Raw genomic sequence first — 13,799 nt, 5'->3', positions numbered from 1 at the left:
CGAAAACACACCGGTGAGAGCCGCCGGTCGCTGAATTGGCACAGCCAATTTGACGGGCATCAAAGAGCGAGCCGCCTGCATGTCCTAAACCCTAGCCGAGGCCAAGGTCGGCCCCGAACGATAGGAGAAATGCAATGCGTCTGAATTTTGGACTGATCGCTGCCGCAGCGGTTCTGATGGCATCGGCAGCGCCGCTCATGGCCGCCGACCATCAGATCCAGATGCTCAACAAGGGCGCCGACGGCGCGATGGTCTTCGAGCCGGGATTCGTCAAGATCGCTCCCGGCGACACTGTCACCTTCGTGCCCACCGACAAGAGCCACAATGCCGAGACCTACAAGGGTCTTATTCCGGATGGGGCTGCGGAGTTCAAATCCAAGGCGAGCGAGCAGTACCAAGCCAAATTCGACGTGCCCGGCGCCTATGTGATCAAGTGCACACCGCATGCAGGCATGGGTATGGTGGCGCTGATCCAGGTTGGCGAAAACCCCACCAACCTCGAAGTCATCAAGACTGCCAAGCTTCCGAACATGGTGCGTAAGCGCCTTGACGCCGATCTCGCACAGATCGCGCAGGTCACCCAATAACGCAGGAGCGATCACAGGTGGCGCGCGATGCGCCCCACCTGTGGACCAGGAGACATGTGATGATCAGACACTTGGCCCTCACCGTGGCGGGCATGTTTTGCATTGCCGGATCGGCGCAGGCCCATATCACTCTCGAGCAGACCGAAGCGGTATCCGGCAAGGCCTACAAGGCCGTGCTGCGCGTGGGCCACGGCTGCGAAGGCAAGGCAACCGTCAGGATCCGGGTAAAAATCCCCGAAGGATTGCTGTCTGCCAAACCGATGCCCAAGGTGGGCTGGACGGTGGAAAAAATCCGCGGAACCTACGAAAAGAGCTATGATCTCTACGGCAAGCCGGTCAAGGAAGGCCTGACCGAGATCGTATGGCAGGGCGGCCAGCTTGCCGACGACGAATATGATGAATTCGTGTTTCGCGCCACCGTGGCGAAGGAACTGCCGGCAGCGACACGGATTTACGTCCCTGTCGTCCAGGAATGCACCGAAGGCGCGGTCGAGCGCTGGATTGACATTCCCGCTGCAGGCAAGACGTCGGATGATTATGAGACGCCTGCGCCGTTTTTCGACGTCGTCGTTCAGCCGCGTTCCTGAGATGGGTCGCCCATGGCGTGGAATTTTCCCCTATGGGCCACCCTTTGCATGCTCGCGCGTGTCGCGGGGCTGTTTCTTCTGCTGGCAGCCGGGGCAGACGCCCATGCTGTCCTGATTGCATCATCGCCCGCGAATAATGATATTCTTGCCGCCGCGCCGGAAAAAATCCTGTTGCGCTTCAACGAAGCCGTCAGGGTCGTTCGCTTCAGCGTGGCCGCAGCCGATGGCGTTGCCAGAGAGATTTCAGCGAGCTCTACGGGCGCCGAAGTCGAAGCGCCCCTTCCCCGCCCGCTTGCAGAAGGCACAGTGATCTTCAGCTACAGGGTGGTCTCTGAGGACGGTCATCCGGTCGGCGGATCCGTCGTCTTTCATGTCGGCAAGCCCTCGGCCCCCGCCAGCAGTGTTTCCGATAGACCGTCGAAGGCGTTGCATGGCGCCCTCTGGCTCGTCACCATCGGTTCGACACTCGGTCTCGCCATCATTGTCGGCGGCTCGTTTTTCAATTGCTGGCTTTCTCCGGCAGGCAGGCGCGCGGAATCTCCCGCCCTCGCTGCGGCAGCAATCGTGTTTATCCTGGCGGGGCTTTATCTTCAGGGACTGGACGACATTGGCCTGGGTCCTGGCTGGGCCGGATTAGAGCCGCTTGCCCAGGCTTTTTCCGACAGAACGGGGATCGCCCAATGCCTCAAGCTGGTGGCAATTGTGCTTGCTCTTTTGCCGTTTGTCCGTCGTCCGCAGTCCGCACGCATAGTCTCGGCTACCGCACTTGCCGTTGCCTCACTTGCCTTCGCGCTGACCGGCCACAGTTCGATTGCGCAACCGCGCTTCATCGCACAGGCGTCAATCCTCCTGCATGCCGCTATCTTGATTTTCTGGATCGGAAGCCTGCTGCCACTGCTGCGTCTCAGCCGATCTGCTGACGATCAGCATTCGCTGCGCTTCTTCTCTCGCCTGATACCGGTCCCCTTCGTCCTTATGTTGCTGGCGGGACTTGTGCTTGCCGTGATGGAAATACCCCGCATCGACATCGCATGGTCGTCGCTGTTTGCGCGCGTGCTGGCCGTCAAGATAGCCCTCGTTGCGGTCCTCTGCGGGGTCGCCCTCTACAATCGTTTCTGGCTGACTGCTCCGGCGCTGGCGGGAGAGGCTGTCGCCCGGCGCAGGCTGCGCTTGAGCATTGGCGGCGAGATCGGGCTTGCGCTTTTGATCGTCGCTGCCGCCTCGCTATGGCGTTTCGCCGGTCCTGAACAATATCAATACGCGTATGCCAAACCGCCCGTGTCACTCCATCTCCATGGGCAGAAGGCAATGGCGGAACTCGAAATGTCGCCGCAGCCTGACGGTATGGTCGATGTCCGCGTTTCGATCCTGACACCGGAATTCGATCCGATGCAGCCACGGAGCGTATCTCTGGGCCTAAGGAACAGCTTGCGAGGGATCGAGCCTCTCAAATACGGACTGACAAATGCTGCCGATGGCACATGGGCCGTGAGAAACCTGCCGCTTTCAGATACTGCGGGCTGGAGCGTGGACCTTCAGGTCCTGATCGACGACTTCAACCTCGTCCATCTCGAAGGCGACCTTCCGGCAGGAACCGAATAGACCACAGGTATGTCTCAATCACGCCACGTCGAGCTCGACCCTGGATGCCGCGTCTATCCGTCTGATGATTTGACGCTGGGCAGCGATATGCCGACGCAAGCCAGAGAAGAACGATCTGAGCAGGTAGTTGACAGCGTCGAAGGACAGCGAGCAGCGGCGACCTTGCAGCGCCTGCAGCACCTCCACAACATCCTCCCCCGACTCCAGATTGACCCGTCGGCCAGCCTCGAGGTGGTTCTCCGTCTCGGATCGCTCGCTGCCGCTCATGATCGCTCCCAGCCAGTCGGAACCGATCTGTTCCTCCAGTCGATGACTGGTCAGAAGCAGAGGAAGGAGCCCATCGGCGACCGCGCCGCAAAGGCGTTCATTGACGCGACATGGCAGGAAATCAGCGATCGCCTCAAGAAGATCGCACCAGGACAGGAGCTCGCCGTAACGCGCTTCAAGCTCGTGAAATGCCGATGTCGGGCGGTTCATCGCTTACCTCTGGAGAAAAAGGCTTGCGGCGATAGCGATCGCGGCAATGACCGCAGTCACGACACCTGTCCGTTGCAGCACGCCCATCCGGTAAAGCATGATCGCGAAGATCACGATGACAGGTGTTACTATCGAAAGTCCGATTTGCGCGTCGCTCATAAGGTCTCCTTTGCGACCGCAACATAGCTAGCCGCAACGATCGCTTCTTTGAGATCGGTCAAAGAAAGTTCTCGCTTGGCGAGCGGCCTGTCCGCGGGGGACGCGTAGCTGTTTGCGGTTTCACAAAGACGAGCACTCAGCCTCGTCATAGGCTTGGGAACATGACCTCGATGATCTCAAGCCGCGATACACGCGATACTGATAATGGCGATCTGCTGGTATGGATCCTCGCCTGGAGCGAGCTGGTCGCTTTCGGGGCGCTGCTGACGGCCTTCGTCGTCGCCTCCGTGCTGCATCCGGAAACATTCGCAGCCGGCAAGGCAAGGCTTGATCATGCCTTGCCGATCGCCAACACGGTCGTGCTTCTGGCAAGCGGCTGGCTTGCCGCCAAGGCGGCCGAACAGAGCGCAATCTCTCGCCGGCGTTTGATGCTGCTTGCGGCGGCACTGGGCGGGGTCGTTTTCGGCGTGCTCAAAGGCCTGGAATATGCATTCGAAGGCGCGTCCCTTCTGTCCGGCGATCCCTTCTCGCAGCTCTATCTTCTCATCACCGGATTTCATCTGACGCATGTGGCTTTCGGATCGATGATCCTCGTCCTCGTGGCATTTTTTCCGACGCGGGAAAACGTCCACCTGATCACCACGCTCTGGCATGTGATCGACATCGTCTGGCTCGTCATGTTTCCGGTGATCTATCTGCTATGAAGCACTCCGGTCGTCCGAACTGCTCGCGCGCTTTGCTGCTGCTTTTTGCTCTGACAGGCTCGACGTTCATCCTGACACACGCTCTGCCGAATAGCGTACCTCCGGTTCTGGTCGCTGTGACGATCGCTGTCATTGCCGTCACCAAGGTCGGGCTCGTTGTGCTGGATTTTCTCGGACTTCGTGGAGCTCAGACGCCCTTGATCGCGGCCTTGTGGTCCTGGGCGGCATTCGTGCTGTTGATCGCGGTCACGCGCGCCGCCTTGCAACTGTCCGTCTGACATTTCGCTCTGCTCTTCAAAAAGCTACCCGCGTGAGTGCCGACTGTCCGCGGCGTGCAGCTTCTCCGGCATGCCGCACATTCGTCGGCTTGCTTGCGAATGAGCAAAGAGCCCCCGGTCGAATTCCGCCATTCCCTTCCAGCGAGCCCGCTGGCTCGATTTCCGACGTCACGGCGGCACCGCCACTGACATGAAAGGATGATCAATGGCTGAACGCCTGACAAAAACCGCGGCCCGAAACGTGTTCTACGGCGGGTCGGCATTTTTCTTCGCCATATTCGTGGGCCTGACGGCCCACAGTCACTACTACATCCGCACGGTTTCCACCAATGAGGCCACGCTGACGGAAGGCGTCGCCCGCGGGAAACATATCTGGGAAAAGAACGCCTGCATCAACTGCCACACACTCGATGGCGAAGGCGCCTATTTCGCGCCGGAACTGTCGAATGTCTGGATCCGCTGGGGTGGGGACAAGGATCCGGCGAATGCCCGCGAGGCGCTCCACGCGTGGATGGCGGCGCAACCTTCCGGCATCGAGGGTCGCCGGCAGATGCCGCAATTCAACCTGACGGACCAGGAGGTCAATGACCTCGCCGATTTCCTCGAATGGGTCAGCAAGACCAACACTCAGAACTGGCCCCCGAACCAGGCCGGCTGACAGCGAGAGGCTATAGAAATGAAGTACAAGACCCAGAGCGTCGCAATGCTCTACTTTTACGGAGCTCTCGGCCTGTTCATGGCCCAGCTCCTGTTCGGCGTGCTCGCCGGCACCATCTACGTGCTGCCCAATACGCTATCGGTCGAACTGCCCTTCAACATCGTGCGCATGATCCACACCAATGCACTGATCGTCTGGTTGCTTATGGGCTTCATGGGAACGACCTATTTCCTGTTGCCGGAGGAATGCGAAACCGAACTCTACAGCACCAGGATCGCGATCGCGCAGTTCTGGATCTTTTTGATCGCGGCGGCAATCGCCGTTGTCGGCTATCTCTTCCATATTCATGAGGGCCGCGAGTTCCTGGAACAGCCCTTCGCGATCAAGGTCGGGATCGTGATCGTGGCGCTGATGTTCCTCTTCAACGTCACCATGACCGCGCTCAAGGGACGAAAGACGACAATCACCAACATCCTGCTCTTCGGCCTGTGGGGTGTAGCGATCTTCTTCCTCTTCGCCTTCTACAACCCCGTCAATCTCGCGCTCGACAAGATGTACTGGTGGTATGTCGTCCATCTGTGGGTCGAGGGCGTCTGGGAACTGATCATGGCGTCGGTGCTCGCCTTCCTGATGATCAAGCTGAACGGCATCGACCGGGAAGTGGTCGAGAAGTGGCTCTACGTCATCATCGGACTGGCGCTTTTTTCCGGCATCCTCGGCACCGGCCACCATTATTACTGGATCGGCGCCCCCGGCTACTGGCAGTGGATCGGATCGCTTTTCTCGACGCTCGAAGTGGCGCCCTTCTTCACCATGGTCGTATTCACCTTCGTCATGACCTGGCGCGCCGGTCGAAAGCACGAAAACAAAGCCGCCCTCCTCTGGTCGATCGGTTGCTCGGTCATGGCCTTCTTTGGGGCAGGCGTCTGGGGTTTCCTGCACACGCTGTCGTCGGTCAACTATTATACCCATGGCACGCAGGTCACCGCAGCTCATGGGCATCTGGCCTTCTTCGGCGCCTATGTGATGCTCAATCTCGCGGCGATGGCCTATGCCGTCCCACAGATCCGCGGCCGCGCGCCCTATAATCAATGGCTGTCGATCGCCAGTTTCTGGATCATGTGCACCGCAATGTCGGTCATGACCTTCGCGCTCACATTCGCTGGCATCATCCAGGTGCACCTGCAGCGGGTTCTCGGCCAGTCCTACATGGACGTCCAGGATCAGCTCGCCCTCTTCTACTGGGTGAGACTCGGCTCCGGCATCTTCGTATTCATCAGCGCCCTGATGTTCATCTGGTCGGTGCTCGTTCCCGGACGGACGCGCGTCGCAAGCCTAGTCGTTCAGCCCGCCGAATGAGGCGGGCCATTTTCCTGGAGAACAAAGATGACAATAGCCTTCAACCACCCGCTCAATCCTGATGTGGAGATACCGCACTACGCGCCTCAGGGGAACGAATGCGCACTCTTCGAACACGCCTGGACGCGACAGCTCCCGATCCTGCTGAAAGGACCGACCGGCTGCGGCAAGACACGCTTCGTGCAGCACATGGCCGCCCGTCTCGGCCTGCCTTTATCGACAGTCTCCTGCCACGACGACCTCACGGCTGCCGACCTCACCGGCCGATACCTCCTCAAGGGCGGCGAAACGGTCTGGATGGATGGCCCGTTAACCAAGGCCGTTCGGGACGGCGGTATCTGCTACCTCGATGAAATCGTCGAGGCGCGCAAGGACGTGACGGTGGTTCTCCATCCGTTGACGGACGACCGCCGCATCCTTCCGCTCGAGCGGACCGGCGAAGTCCTGGAAGCCGGCCCCGGTTTCATGGTCGTCGTCTCCTATAATCCCGGCTACCAGAACCTGATGAAAGCGCTGAAGCCCAGTACGCGTCAGCGCTTCGTCTCGATCGAATTCGATTTCCTGCCGCGCGAGCGGGAAATCGCCACAGTGTCCCTGGAAAGCGGCCTTGCCGAGGGCAAGGTTGCACCGCTCGTCGAGCTTGCCCGGCGCCTGCGCGCGCTCAAGGGCCAGGATCTGGAGGAAGGCGTTTCGACCCGCCTCCTGATCTACTGCGCTTCGCTTATCGACGCCGGCCTGCCGACGATCGACGCCGTGCGGGCGGCCATCATCGAGCCGCTGACAGACGAGCCGGACGTCAAGGCCGCCCTCGTCGAGGTCGCCAGGGCCGCGATCGGATAGGTGAAACATGCTGGAATTTCTGGAACTCGAGGAGACGGTAGGCCGCGCCTGGCATCGGCTGGTCGGCGATACCAGTTCATGGCCGCACCATCCGGCTGCGGCCGTTCACCTTGCCGCGCTCAGACAGCAGCTCGCCGTCTGCTTCAGGGCTTTCGGCGGGGACGCCACGCTGCAGATCCAGAGGGCACGGCAGAAAACCTCGATGCACAGGCTGCGGCTGAGACAAGTCATCGGCCTCGGCGAGGAGAGATCGGACCACCCGAGCTGGGACGGCACGGCGATCCACCTGCCGGCGGCTATCGACCTTTTCGACGACCGTTCGCTCAATCGGGATCTTTACTTCTGGCTGGCCGCCTATGTGGCGACCGCGCCGTCCGCTTTGTCCCCTGCCGATCCGGCTCTCGCCGATCTCTGGCGGATCGAAACGGGTCGGGAAAATTCCGCCCTGGTCATCCAGAGATTCCCAGGAATGGCGGCACGCTATGTGCGGCTCACCCGGGCGCTGCTTGGCTGCCGCAGGCGCGGAACGCTTCCTCAGGCCGAACGGTGGATCGAGGAATTCGCGCAACTGGCACTCACCGTTCCCTTGCATCATTCCCTTCCCGACGCCGTCCGCCCAAAGGTAACCGCCGCCCCTGCCGGCTATCTGCCTATGCTGCCTTTGCCGATCTGGCCGGATTTCAGGGGCCGCAGTGAGACGAACTCGTCAGAGCGCGATGACCTTCCGTCGGATCAGGCGGGTAACGACCAACAGGCGCGGCCATCGCATGAGGCAACACGCAAACGCGACGCCGACGATCGCAAGCGCGATCCCTTCATATTGAACCGCTTCGAGAAAATCCTCGCCATGGCGGAAATGGTCAACGTCGATCGCCCAAGCGATGACAGCGAGGAGAACGATCCGGCGGCGGCCGATGAACTTGAGGAGATCGCACTCAGCGAAACGCGCGAACGGCCGAAGTCCAAATTTCACTTCGACCTGGACCTCTCCCCGGAGGCCGCCGACCCGGCGACGATAGACGGCGAATTCACCTATCCGGAATGGGATTTCCGGAAGAGCCAATATCTTGCCGACCACTGCCGCGTGGTGATCGGCTCACCCTCCGACAAGACAGATCAGGCAATCGTCAGCGACGCCGCACTCGTGCGCAAGGTCAGGCGCCAGTTCGAGACGCTGCGCCCGAAGTGGGAACTGCGAAGGGCACAACTGGACGGAGATCAGATCGATCTCGAAGCGGCCATCCGCTCCCGCATCGACTTCATCGCCACCGGCCAGCCGGATGATCGCATCTACGGATGCGCCCGCCCTGCCAGCCACGAGCTTGCGACCTCAATCCTCGTCGATGTCTCACTGTCGACGGACTCTTGGGTCGACAATCGCAGGGTTCTCGACGTCGAAATGCAGGCGCTCGACATCCTTGCCCGCGGCCTGCAATCCTGCGGCGACCGCTTTGCCATCAAGACTTTCACGTCGCGTCGGCGCGACTGGGTTCGCGTCGAGACCATCAAGGATTTCGAAGAGACATTCTCAGCCAGGACCGCCAGTCGCATCGCAAGCCTCAGACCCGGTTACTACACGCGCATGGGAGCGGCCATCCGGCATATATCCAGGCAGCTGGAGAGCGACGGCGCAAGAAAGAAGCTGCTGCTTATTCTGACGGACGGCAAACCCAACGACGTCGATCACTACGAGGGTCGCTTTGCCCTCGAAGACAGCCGCAAGGCCGTCATGGAGGCACGCACGAAAGGACAAGCGGTCTTCGCCGTCACGGTCGACCGCAGCGCCGGTGACTATCTCCCGGCGATCTTCGGCAGATCCGGCTTTGCCCTCGTGTCGAACATCTCGAAATTGCCGAGCGCACTGCCGGCGATCTACCGGAACTTGACGGCATAGCGAGGCAAAAAGCCGAGCCTTTCACACGTAGAAACCAGGCGGAATCGCTTCCAGCGTGGTTTTTCTAACTAAAGGAGGGATGGCCGGCAGGCATATCGCTGTTGTCACCTGCCGCTTGTCAAAAAGTGGCGCTCGGACGGCGATCATGCCGCCTTGCTGTGCGTCCGGCCGAACGAGCCGAAATAGGCGTCGAAGGCCGCCGCGACGGCGCGGACCATGAAGCGATGCTCCTTCGAGACGGTGATGCGGCCATTCTCGATCGTCACCACACCATCCGACGCAAGGCTGTCTAGCCGGTCGTTCCGCTCGAGGAGAAAGCCGGCATCGTAGCCGGCCTCCGCGCCAAGCTTTGCGAGATCGACCTTGAAGTCGCACATCAGCCGTTCGATCACCCTGGCGCGAAATTTGTCCTCGTCGGTCAGCCCATAGCCCTTGGCCGTCGCGAGGATTCCGGAAGCGATCCGCTCGGCATAGCGGCCAAGCGCGACATGGTTCTGGACGTAGCCATCAGGCAGCCGGCCGATCGCTGAAGCGCCGAGCCCGATCAAGGTTTCACATTCATCCGTCGTGTAGCCCTGGAAGTTCCGCCGCAGGCTTCCCGAAAGAGAGGCGACGGCAAGTTGATCGTCGGGCAACGCGAAATGGTCCAGGCCGACACGAACATATCCGGCGCTCTCCAGCTCCCTGGCAATCGCCTCGGCCTGTTCGTTGCGTTGCGTTGCATCAGGCAGTGCGGCTTCGTCGATCAGCCGCTGATGCTTCTTGAAGGCCGGCACATGGGCATATCCGAAAACGGCGAAACGCTCCGGTCGCAGCTCGACCGCCGTCCTCACCGTTTCAATACAGGATTGGATGGTCTGATACGGAAGTCCGTAGATGAGATCAAAATTGATGCTCGTCACACCATAGCCTCGTAGCCCCGTCACGGCGGCTTGGGTCTGCTCGAAGCTCTGTATCCGGTTGATCGCCTTTTGGACCACCGGGTCGAAGCTCTGGACGCCAAGACTTGCGCGGTCGACGCCGTTCTCGCCGAGTGCGGCAATCATTGCACCCGATAGCGTCCGCGGATCGATCTCCACCGCAACGCTGCAGTCGCTCGTAAACTGGAATGCGCTCTTGAGCTTGTCCATTAGGCTTGTAAATTCGTCCGGCTTCATGATCGTCGGCGTGCCGCCACCGAAATGAACGTTTTTGACCGGAACCTCGTTTCGAGCTGCCTGCGATACGAGTTCGATCTCCTGGCTCAGGACGTCGAGATATTCCAGCACGGGCGCATCCTGGCGCGTGATCGTCGTGTGGCAGCCGCAATACCAGCACATGGAGCGACAGAAGGGAACGTGCAGATAGACGGAGACAGGTCCGGCAGCTGCGACCTCTGCGAGACCCTGCGCATATTGCTCCGGCCCGACGGCTGGCGAAAACGCAGGCGCGGTCGGATAGCTGGTGTAACGCGGCAGGCGGGCCTCGCCATATTTGGCGACCAGGGCATCGGACATTTCGGCTTCCTTCATGAGACAATCATGATGTTCATAGGCCGACGAAGGGGCAGGCTTCCTTGTCCTGGATCAACAACGACCCGTGTAAAGTTGACAATAGCAAGTTCGGCGGTGGCCAGCGTCGAGGACAACCAACAATCGCCCGGCTGTTTGCTCACTGTCAAAGTCGCCTGACCTGCATCCGGCTATCTTCCGCCTCGACACAGGATGCGTCGCGGTCCGGTCATCAGTTATCCCGCGGCAGAAGGAAACAGCCATAATGACAGATGCGCCAGCCACGCAGACCGCGATTGCGCATATCGACGTCCGGATCCTGCCACCCGTCGAACGCCATCCCCGGATCTTCGGCACGCTGAACTCGCTGACACCGGGCCAGAGCCTCCACATTACCAGCGACCACGAACCTCGTCCGCTGCAGTACCAGCTCGACACTGCCCTTCCCGGAAAATTCGCCTGGGAATATCTGGAACAGGGGCCGGATGTCTGGCGCGTGGAGATCACCCGCCTCGATGCGGGTTGCGACTGCTGCTGCGGCAGCCACTAGCGCCGGAGACGCGCCATGATGCCAGTAGGCACGACCCTGTCGCGGTGGACGATGTCGTATTTCGGCGCGGCGCTGTCTTACCTGCTGCTGGCGGAGTGCCTGCTGGCAGCAGGCGTCTGGACGCCTTCCCTTGGTATCGCCGAGCCTGGAGCGCTTGCCATCGTGCACGCCGTGACACTCGGATGGCTTTTGCTTCTGATGATCGGATCGTTGCTTCAGTTCGCGCCGGTCCTGACAGGCAATGACAGACCGGCCAGCCGCGTCGATCCGATCGTTTTCGCCGGCATGGTCGTCGGTCCGGCACTTCTCATGCTGGGATTTTATCTGATCGACCTCGGTTCCTCCGCGGCCGGTTCGGTGATGATTGCAGCGTCCGCCGCGATTTCAACCTCCATTGCTGCTGTTTCGCTATCCTTGTCTGCCTTACTCTGGCGGGGAAGACGCGTGCATGCCGCGTCCCTTATCGTCCTCGTTGGTATCGGATGCCTGCTCGTCACAACGGCCTTCGGCGCCCTTTTCGCGCTGACGATCTCCGGTCAGATGGAAACACCGGCAATCGTTGCCTATGGCATGGAAGCCGTGGCTTACCATGCGAGTTTCGGCCTTGGCGGATGGATGACCCTTGCGGCGATCGGCGTCAGTTATAAGCTGCTTCCGATGTTCCTGCTGTCCGACGATATGCGCAAGGTCCAGTTCGTTCGCCGGTCGAGCATGCTGGCGGTTCTGCTCCTGTCGGTGGCAGCGATCGCTGCCATCGGCGAACCCGATTTTGCGCGCGCCGTTTTCCTGTCGGCCGCGGTGCTGTTTGGGCTGATCGTAGCCGCCTATCTCTTCGAAATTTACGGAACATATCGCGCCAGGCGCCGCCCCACGCTCGAGCTGAATACGCTGGGATCGCTGCCGGCCTTCGCAATGCTCGGTCTCTCCGTCTCCCTTCTTGCGTTGTCCCTTTTCCTCGACGCCGAGACGCGTATCGTATCGGCGATCGTCTATCTTTTCGTGTTCGGCTGGCTCACCGGCTTCGGTCTCGCCCAGCTCCTGAAGATCGTTCCATTCCTGACCTGGATCGAAGCCTTCGGTCCGCTTCTTGGCCGCAGACCGACGCCGAAGCTTGGCGAACTGATCAACGGGCGCCGCGCCGGCGTCTGGCTTGGCATCTTCTACGTTTCGGTATTCGGCGCCGCGGCCGCGCTCTGCGCTGGATGGGACTTGGGTTTTCGTGTGTTCGCGATCGTTCAAACCGCATCGACGCTCGCTCTTATCGTCGAGCTGGTGCTCGCCCGCGCGCTCGCGAATGTAGAACCCCAGATCAAGACCGCACCCTTTCACAAACCGGCGCTGTTCGTCGCCGCAAACCACAGAGGTAACGCCAATGGTTCAGTTTCGTGAACTCGACGTCCGACAGATCCTGCGCGATGGCGGCATGCCATTCCAGCTCATCATGGACACGTTCGCCGGCCTCGATCCCGATGAGGGTCTGAAGCTGCGCGCAATATTCGAGCCCGTCCCTTTGATCCGCCAGCTCGAAAAGAGCGGCTATTCACATGTCGCAAAGCGTCTGGCAGACGATGACTGGGAAATCGATTTCGTCCCGAACAAGCCCATTCAGCGATCGGAACCCGCTATCGCCGCGACGGAAGCGGTCTGGCCCGAGCCAGTCTGGAACCTCGACCTGACCGATCTCGCCCCACCCGAGCCGATGGAGCGCATTCTGTCCCGGCTGGAGACAATGGACGACGGCGAGGTTCTGTTTGCTCTTCTCAACCGGGAACCCGTCTTCCTCTTCAACGAATTGAAAGCACGGGGTCACGAATGGATCGGCAACTTCGATTCGTCCGGCAAGACCTACCGAATCATGATCAGGACGACCACGGGAGACCAGAACAATGCTGGTGCCTGAGTTGACGCAACAGGACGTGCGCAATGCGCTGCGCGAGATAGAAGACCCCGAAATGGGAACGAGCATCGTCGATCTCGGCCTTATCTACGAAATCGATGTCACCGAGCCTGCGGTCGTGAAGATCAAGATGACCACGACCACCCGCTTCTGTCCTGCGTCCGGCTATATCGCCGACGCGGCGCGTCAGCGCGTCGAGGATATTGCCGGCGTAAGCCGAGCCGTCGTCGATCTTGTCTACGAACCGGCCTGGTCGCCTGACATGGTATCGCTCTTCGGCCTGCCGAAGGCCTGAGGCTTTGCAATCACGTTTTCCCATGGCGGACCGATCGCCCGACGAGCAGGATTGCACATCGAGTAGGGACGGCCAGTCTGCCCTCCCATTTGATTGGAAAGGCCATGAGCGAAGACTTTGCGGATAGGACGAGCCTATTTGGATTGCTGACAGACGGCAGCCCCATTGTCGAGGCTGCCGTGCTCGCAGGGCGCTTCGGCCTTACGCCCGACCTCCTGCTGGATCATCTGCGCCGGGGTTTTGTCCGTTCGAGAGTGGAGATCGGCGCCGGTGAGGACGCCGGCAAGCGGCGTCTTTCCGTCCGTATCGGCAATCGGGTCTGGATTGCGATCGTCAACGAGGACGGCTGCGTGCTCAGCGAAGAAATGCAGTTTTCGGGTGTGGTGGCGGGAGGCCGGCGCGGCTGAACGAAAAAAGGCCGC

17 protein-coding genes are annotated in these 13,799 nt (G+C 60.5%); 14 read left to right on the top strand and 3 right to left on the bottom strand.

What is annotated here, in order from left to right:
- Positions 1-134 precede the first annotated feature (134 nt).
- The 3 genes from FHX06_RS31635 to FHX06_RS31625 are packed head-to-tail and all read left to right on the top strand — an operon-like array spanning position 135 to position 2,776.
- A complete protein-coding gene (locus FHX06_RS31635; protein WP_113015190.1) occupies positions 135-587 on the top strand; it encodes a pseudoazurin in 453 nt (150 codons plus the stop codon).
- A gap of 59 nt (positions 588-646) precedes the next feature.
- Complete coding sequence (locus FHX06_RS31630) at positions 647-1,174, top strand: YcnI family protein (RefSeq protein WP_113212905.1); 528 nt, start codon at positions 647-649, stop codon at positions 1,172-1,174.
- A gap of 48 nt (positions 1,175-1,222) precedes the next feature.
- Positions 1,223-2,776: a copper resistance CopC/CopD family protein gene (locus FHX06_RS31625; protein ID WP_183882144.1), complete on the top strand. Its 1,554-nt coding sequence runs from the start codon at positions 1,223-1,225 to the stop codon at positions 2,774-2,776.
- Between the two features lie 18 nt (positions 2,777-2,794).
- Here the strand turns inward: FHX06_RS31625 and FHX06_RS31620 are convergent, their stop codons facing one another.
- Together FHX06_RS31620 and FHX06_RS31615 are read right to left on the bottom strand one after the other, a co-directional pair.
- Positions 2,795-3,253, bottom strand: a complete 459-nt coding sequence (locus FHX06_RS31620) for a hypothetical protein (RefSeq protein ID WP_113212903.1) — start codon at positions 3,251-3,253, stop codon at positions 2,795-2,797.
- Between the two features lie 3 nt (positions 3,254-3,256).
- A complete protein-coding gene (locus FHX06_RS31615) occupies positions 3,257-3,412 on the bottom strand; it encodes a hypothetical protein (RefSeq protein ID WP_183882142.1) in 156 nt (51 codons plus the stop codon).
- Between the two features lie 161 nt (positions 3,413-3,573).
- On the opposite strand from FHX06_RS31615, the gene FHX06_RS31610 reads away from it, so the two are divergent.
- The 6 genes from FHX06_RS31610 (at position 3,574) to FHX06_RS31585 (ending at position 9,145) form a co-directional block, all read left to right on the top strand.
- On the top strand, positions 3,574-4,116 hold the full coding sequence (locus tag FHX06_RS31610; RefSeq protein WP_113212902.1) for a cytochrome c oxidase subunit 3: 543 nt from the start codon (positions 3,574-3,576) through the stop codon (positions 4,114-4,116).
- The gene (locus FHX06_RS31605; RefSeq protein WP_113212901.1) at positions 4,113-4,394 is read left to right on the top strand and encodes a cytochrome C oxidase subunit IV family protein; all 282 of its coding nucleotides are present in this window, start codon (positions 4,113-4,115) and stop codon (positions 4,392-4,394) included. The genes FHX06_RS31610 and FHX06_RS31605 overlap by 4 nt, the downstream gene beginning before the upstream one ends.
- A gap of 205 nt (positions 4,395-4,599) precedes the next feature.
- Positions 4,600-5,052 carry a c-type cytochrome gene (locus FHX06_RS31600; RefSeq protein ID WP_007823770.1) on the top strand — a complete coding sequence of 151 codons (453 nt, stop codon included), beginning with the start codon at positions 4,600-4,602 and terminating at the stop codon, positions 5,050-5,052.
- Positions 5,053-5,070: 18 nt separating this feature from the next.
- Positions 5,071-6,411, top strand: a complete 1,341-nt coding sequence (locus tag FHX06_RS31595) for a cbb3-type cytochrome c oxidase subunit I (protein WP_113212900.1) — start codon at positions 5,071-5,073, stop codon at positions 6,409-6,411.
- Positions 6,412-6,438: 27 nt separating this feature from the next.
- Positions 6,439-7,251 carry a CbbQ/NirQ/NorQ/GpvN family protein gene (locus FHX06_RS31590; RefSeq protein ID WP_112546987.1) on the top strand — a complete coding sequence of 271 codons (813 nt, stop codon included), beginning with the start codon at positions 6,439-6,441 and terminating at the stop codon, positions 7,249-7,251.
- A 7-nt stretch (positions 7,252-7,258) separates the two neighbouring features.
- Positions 7,259-9,145 carry a nitric oxide reductase activation protein NorD gene (locus tag FHX06_RS31585; protein ID WP_183882140.1) on the top strand — a complete coding sequence of 629 codons (1,887 nt, stop codon included), beginning with the start codon at positions 7,259-7,261 and terminating at the stop codon, positions 9,143-9,145.
- Between the two features lie 143 nt (positions 9,146-9,288).
- Here the strand turns inward: FHX06_RS31585 and hemN are convergent, their stop codons facing one another.
- Complete coding sequence (gene hemN, locus FHX06_RS31580) at positions 9,289-10,641, bottom strand: oxygen-independent coproporphyrinogen III oxidase (RefSeq protein ID WP_113204086.1); 1,353 nt, start codon at positions 10,639-10,641, stop codon at positions 9,289-9,291.
- 259 nt (positions 10,642-10,900) lie between these two features.
- Between hemN and FHX06_RS31575 the strand changes: the two genes are divergently transcribed.
- From FHX06_RS31575 to FHX06_RS31555, 5 genes are all read left to right on the top strand, one after another.
- The gene (locus tag FHX06_RS31575) at positions 10,901-11,185 is read left to right on the top strand and encodes a DUF2249 domain-containing protein (protein WP_112546989.1); all 285 of its coding nucleotides are present in this window, start codon (positions 10,901-10,903) and stop codon (positions 11,183-11,185) included.
- A gap of 15 nt (positions 11,186-11,200) precedes the next feature.
- Complete coding sequence (locus FHX06_RS31570) at positions 11,201-12,574, top strand: hypothetical protein (protein WP_183882138.1); 1,374 nt, start codon at positions 11,201-11,203, stop codon at positions 12,572-12,574.
- The gene (locus tag FHX06_RS31565; RefSeq protein WP_113212897.1) at positions 12,558-13,085 is read left to right on the top strand and encodes a DUF2249 domain-containing protein; all 528 of its coding nucleotides are present in this window, start codon (positions 12,558-12,560) and stop codon (positions 13,083-13,085) included. The genes FHX06_RS31570 and FHX06_RS31565 overlap by 17 nt, the downstream gene beginning before the upstream one ends.
- Positions 13,072-13,377, top strand: a complete 306-nt coding sequence (locus FHX06_RS31560) for a metal-sulfur cluster assembly factor (RefSeq protein WP_113212896.1) — start codon at positions 13,072-13,074, stop codon at positions 13,375-13,377. The genes FHX06_RS31565 and FHX06_RS31560 overlap by 14 nt, the downstream gene beginning before the upstream one ends.
- A 104-nt stretch (positions 13,378-13,481) precedes the next feature.
- Positions 13,482-13,784 carry a DUF6522 family protein gene (locus FHX06_RS31555; RefSeq protein ID WP_113212895.1) on the top strand — a complete coding sequence of 101 codons (303 nt, stop codon included), beginning with the start codon at positions 13,482-13,484 and terminating at the stop codon, positions 13,782-13,784.
- Positions 13,785-13,799 lie beyond the last annotated feature (15 nt).

Source organism: Rhizobium sp. BK512, assembly GCF_014194915.1.
GTDB lineage: Bacteria > Pseudomonadota > Alphaproteobacteria > Rhizobiales > Rhizobiaceae > Rhizobium.
The sequence above is the reverse complement of the archived record's forward strand: the minus strand, read 5'-3'. Positions and strand labels throughout refer to the sequence as shown.

Bases quoted from the DNA above. Each gene is read 5' to 3' on its own strand.
- FHX06_RS31575 (WP_112546989.1), top strand. From the start codon at position 10,901: ATGACAGATGCGCCAGCCACGCAGACCGCGATTGCGCATATCGACGTC.
- FHX06_RS31590 (WP_112546987.1), top strand. From the start codon at position 6,439: ATGACAATAGCCTTCAACCACCCGCTCAATCCTGATGTGGAGATACCG.
- FHX06_RS31605 (WP_113212901.1), top strand. From the start codon at position 4,113: ATGAAGCACTCCGGTCGTCCGAACTGCTCGCGCGCTTTGCTGCTGCTT.
- FHX06_RS31625 (WP_183882144.1), top strand. From the start codon at position 1,223: ATGCTCGCGCGTGTCGCGGGGCTGTTTCTTCTGCTGGCAGCCGGGGCA.
- FHX06_RS31565 (WP_113212897.1), top strand. From the start codon at position 12,558: ATGGTTCAGTTTCGTGAACTCGACGTCCGACAGATCCTGCGCGATGGC.
- FHX06_RS31610 (WP_113212902.1), top strand. From the start codon at position 3,574: ATGACCTCGATGATCTCAAGCCGCGATACACGCGATACTGATAATGGC.
- FHX06_RS31570 (WP_183882138.1), top strand. From the start codon at position 11,201: ATGATGCCAGTAGGCACGACCCTGTCGCGGTGGACGATGTCGTATTTC.
- hemN (WP_113204086.1), bottom strand. From the start codon at position 10,641: ATGTCCGATGCCCTGGTCGCCAAATATGGCGAGGCCCGCCTGCCGCGT.
- FHX06_RS31620 (WP_113212903.1), bottom strand. From the start codon at position 3,253: ATGAACCGCCCGACATCGGCATTTCACGAGCTTGAAGCGCGTTACGGC.
- FHX06_RS31555 (WP_113212895.1), top strand. From the start codon at position 13,482: ATGAGCGAAGACTTTGCGGATAGGACGAGCCTATTTGGATTGCTGACA.
- FHX06_RS31615 (WP_183882142.1), bottom strand. From the start codon at position 3,412: ATGAGCGACGCGCAAATCGGACTTTCGATAGTAACACCTGTCATCGTG.
- FHX06_RS31600 (WP_007823770.1), top strand. From the start codon at position 4,600: ATGGCTGAACGCCTGACAAAAACCGCGGCCCGAAACGTGTTCTACGGC.
- FHX06_RS31560 (WP_113212896.1), top strand. From the start codon at position 13,072: ATGCTGGTGCCTGAGTTGACGCAACAGGACGTGCGCAATGCGCTGCGC.
- FHX06_RS31635 (WP_113015190.1), top strand. From the start codon at position 135: ATGCGTCTGAATTTTGGACTGATCGCTGCCGCAGCGGTTCTGATGGCA.
- FHX06_RS31630 (WP_113212905.1), top strand. From the start codon at position 647: ATGATCAGACACTTGGCCCTCACCGTGGCGGGCATGTTTTGCATTGCC.
- FHX06_RS31585 (WP_183882140.1), top strand. From the start codon at position 7,259: ATGCTGGAATTTCTGGAACTCGAGGAGACGGTAGGCCGCGCCTGGCAT.
- FHX06_RS31595 (WP_113212900.1), top strand. From the start codon at position 5,071: ATGAAGTACAAGACCCAGAGCGTCGCAATGCTCTACTTTTACGGAGCT.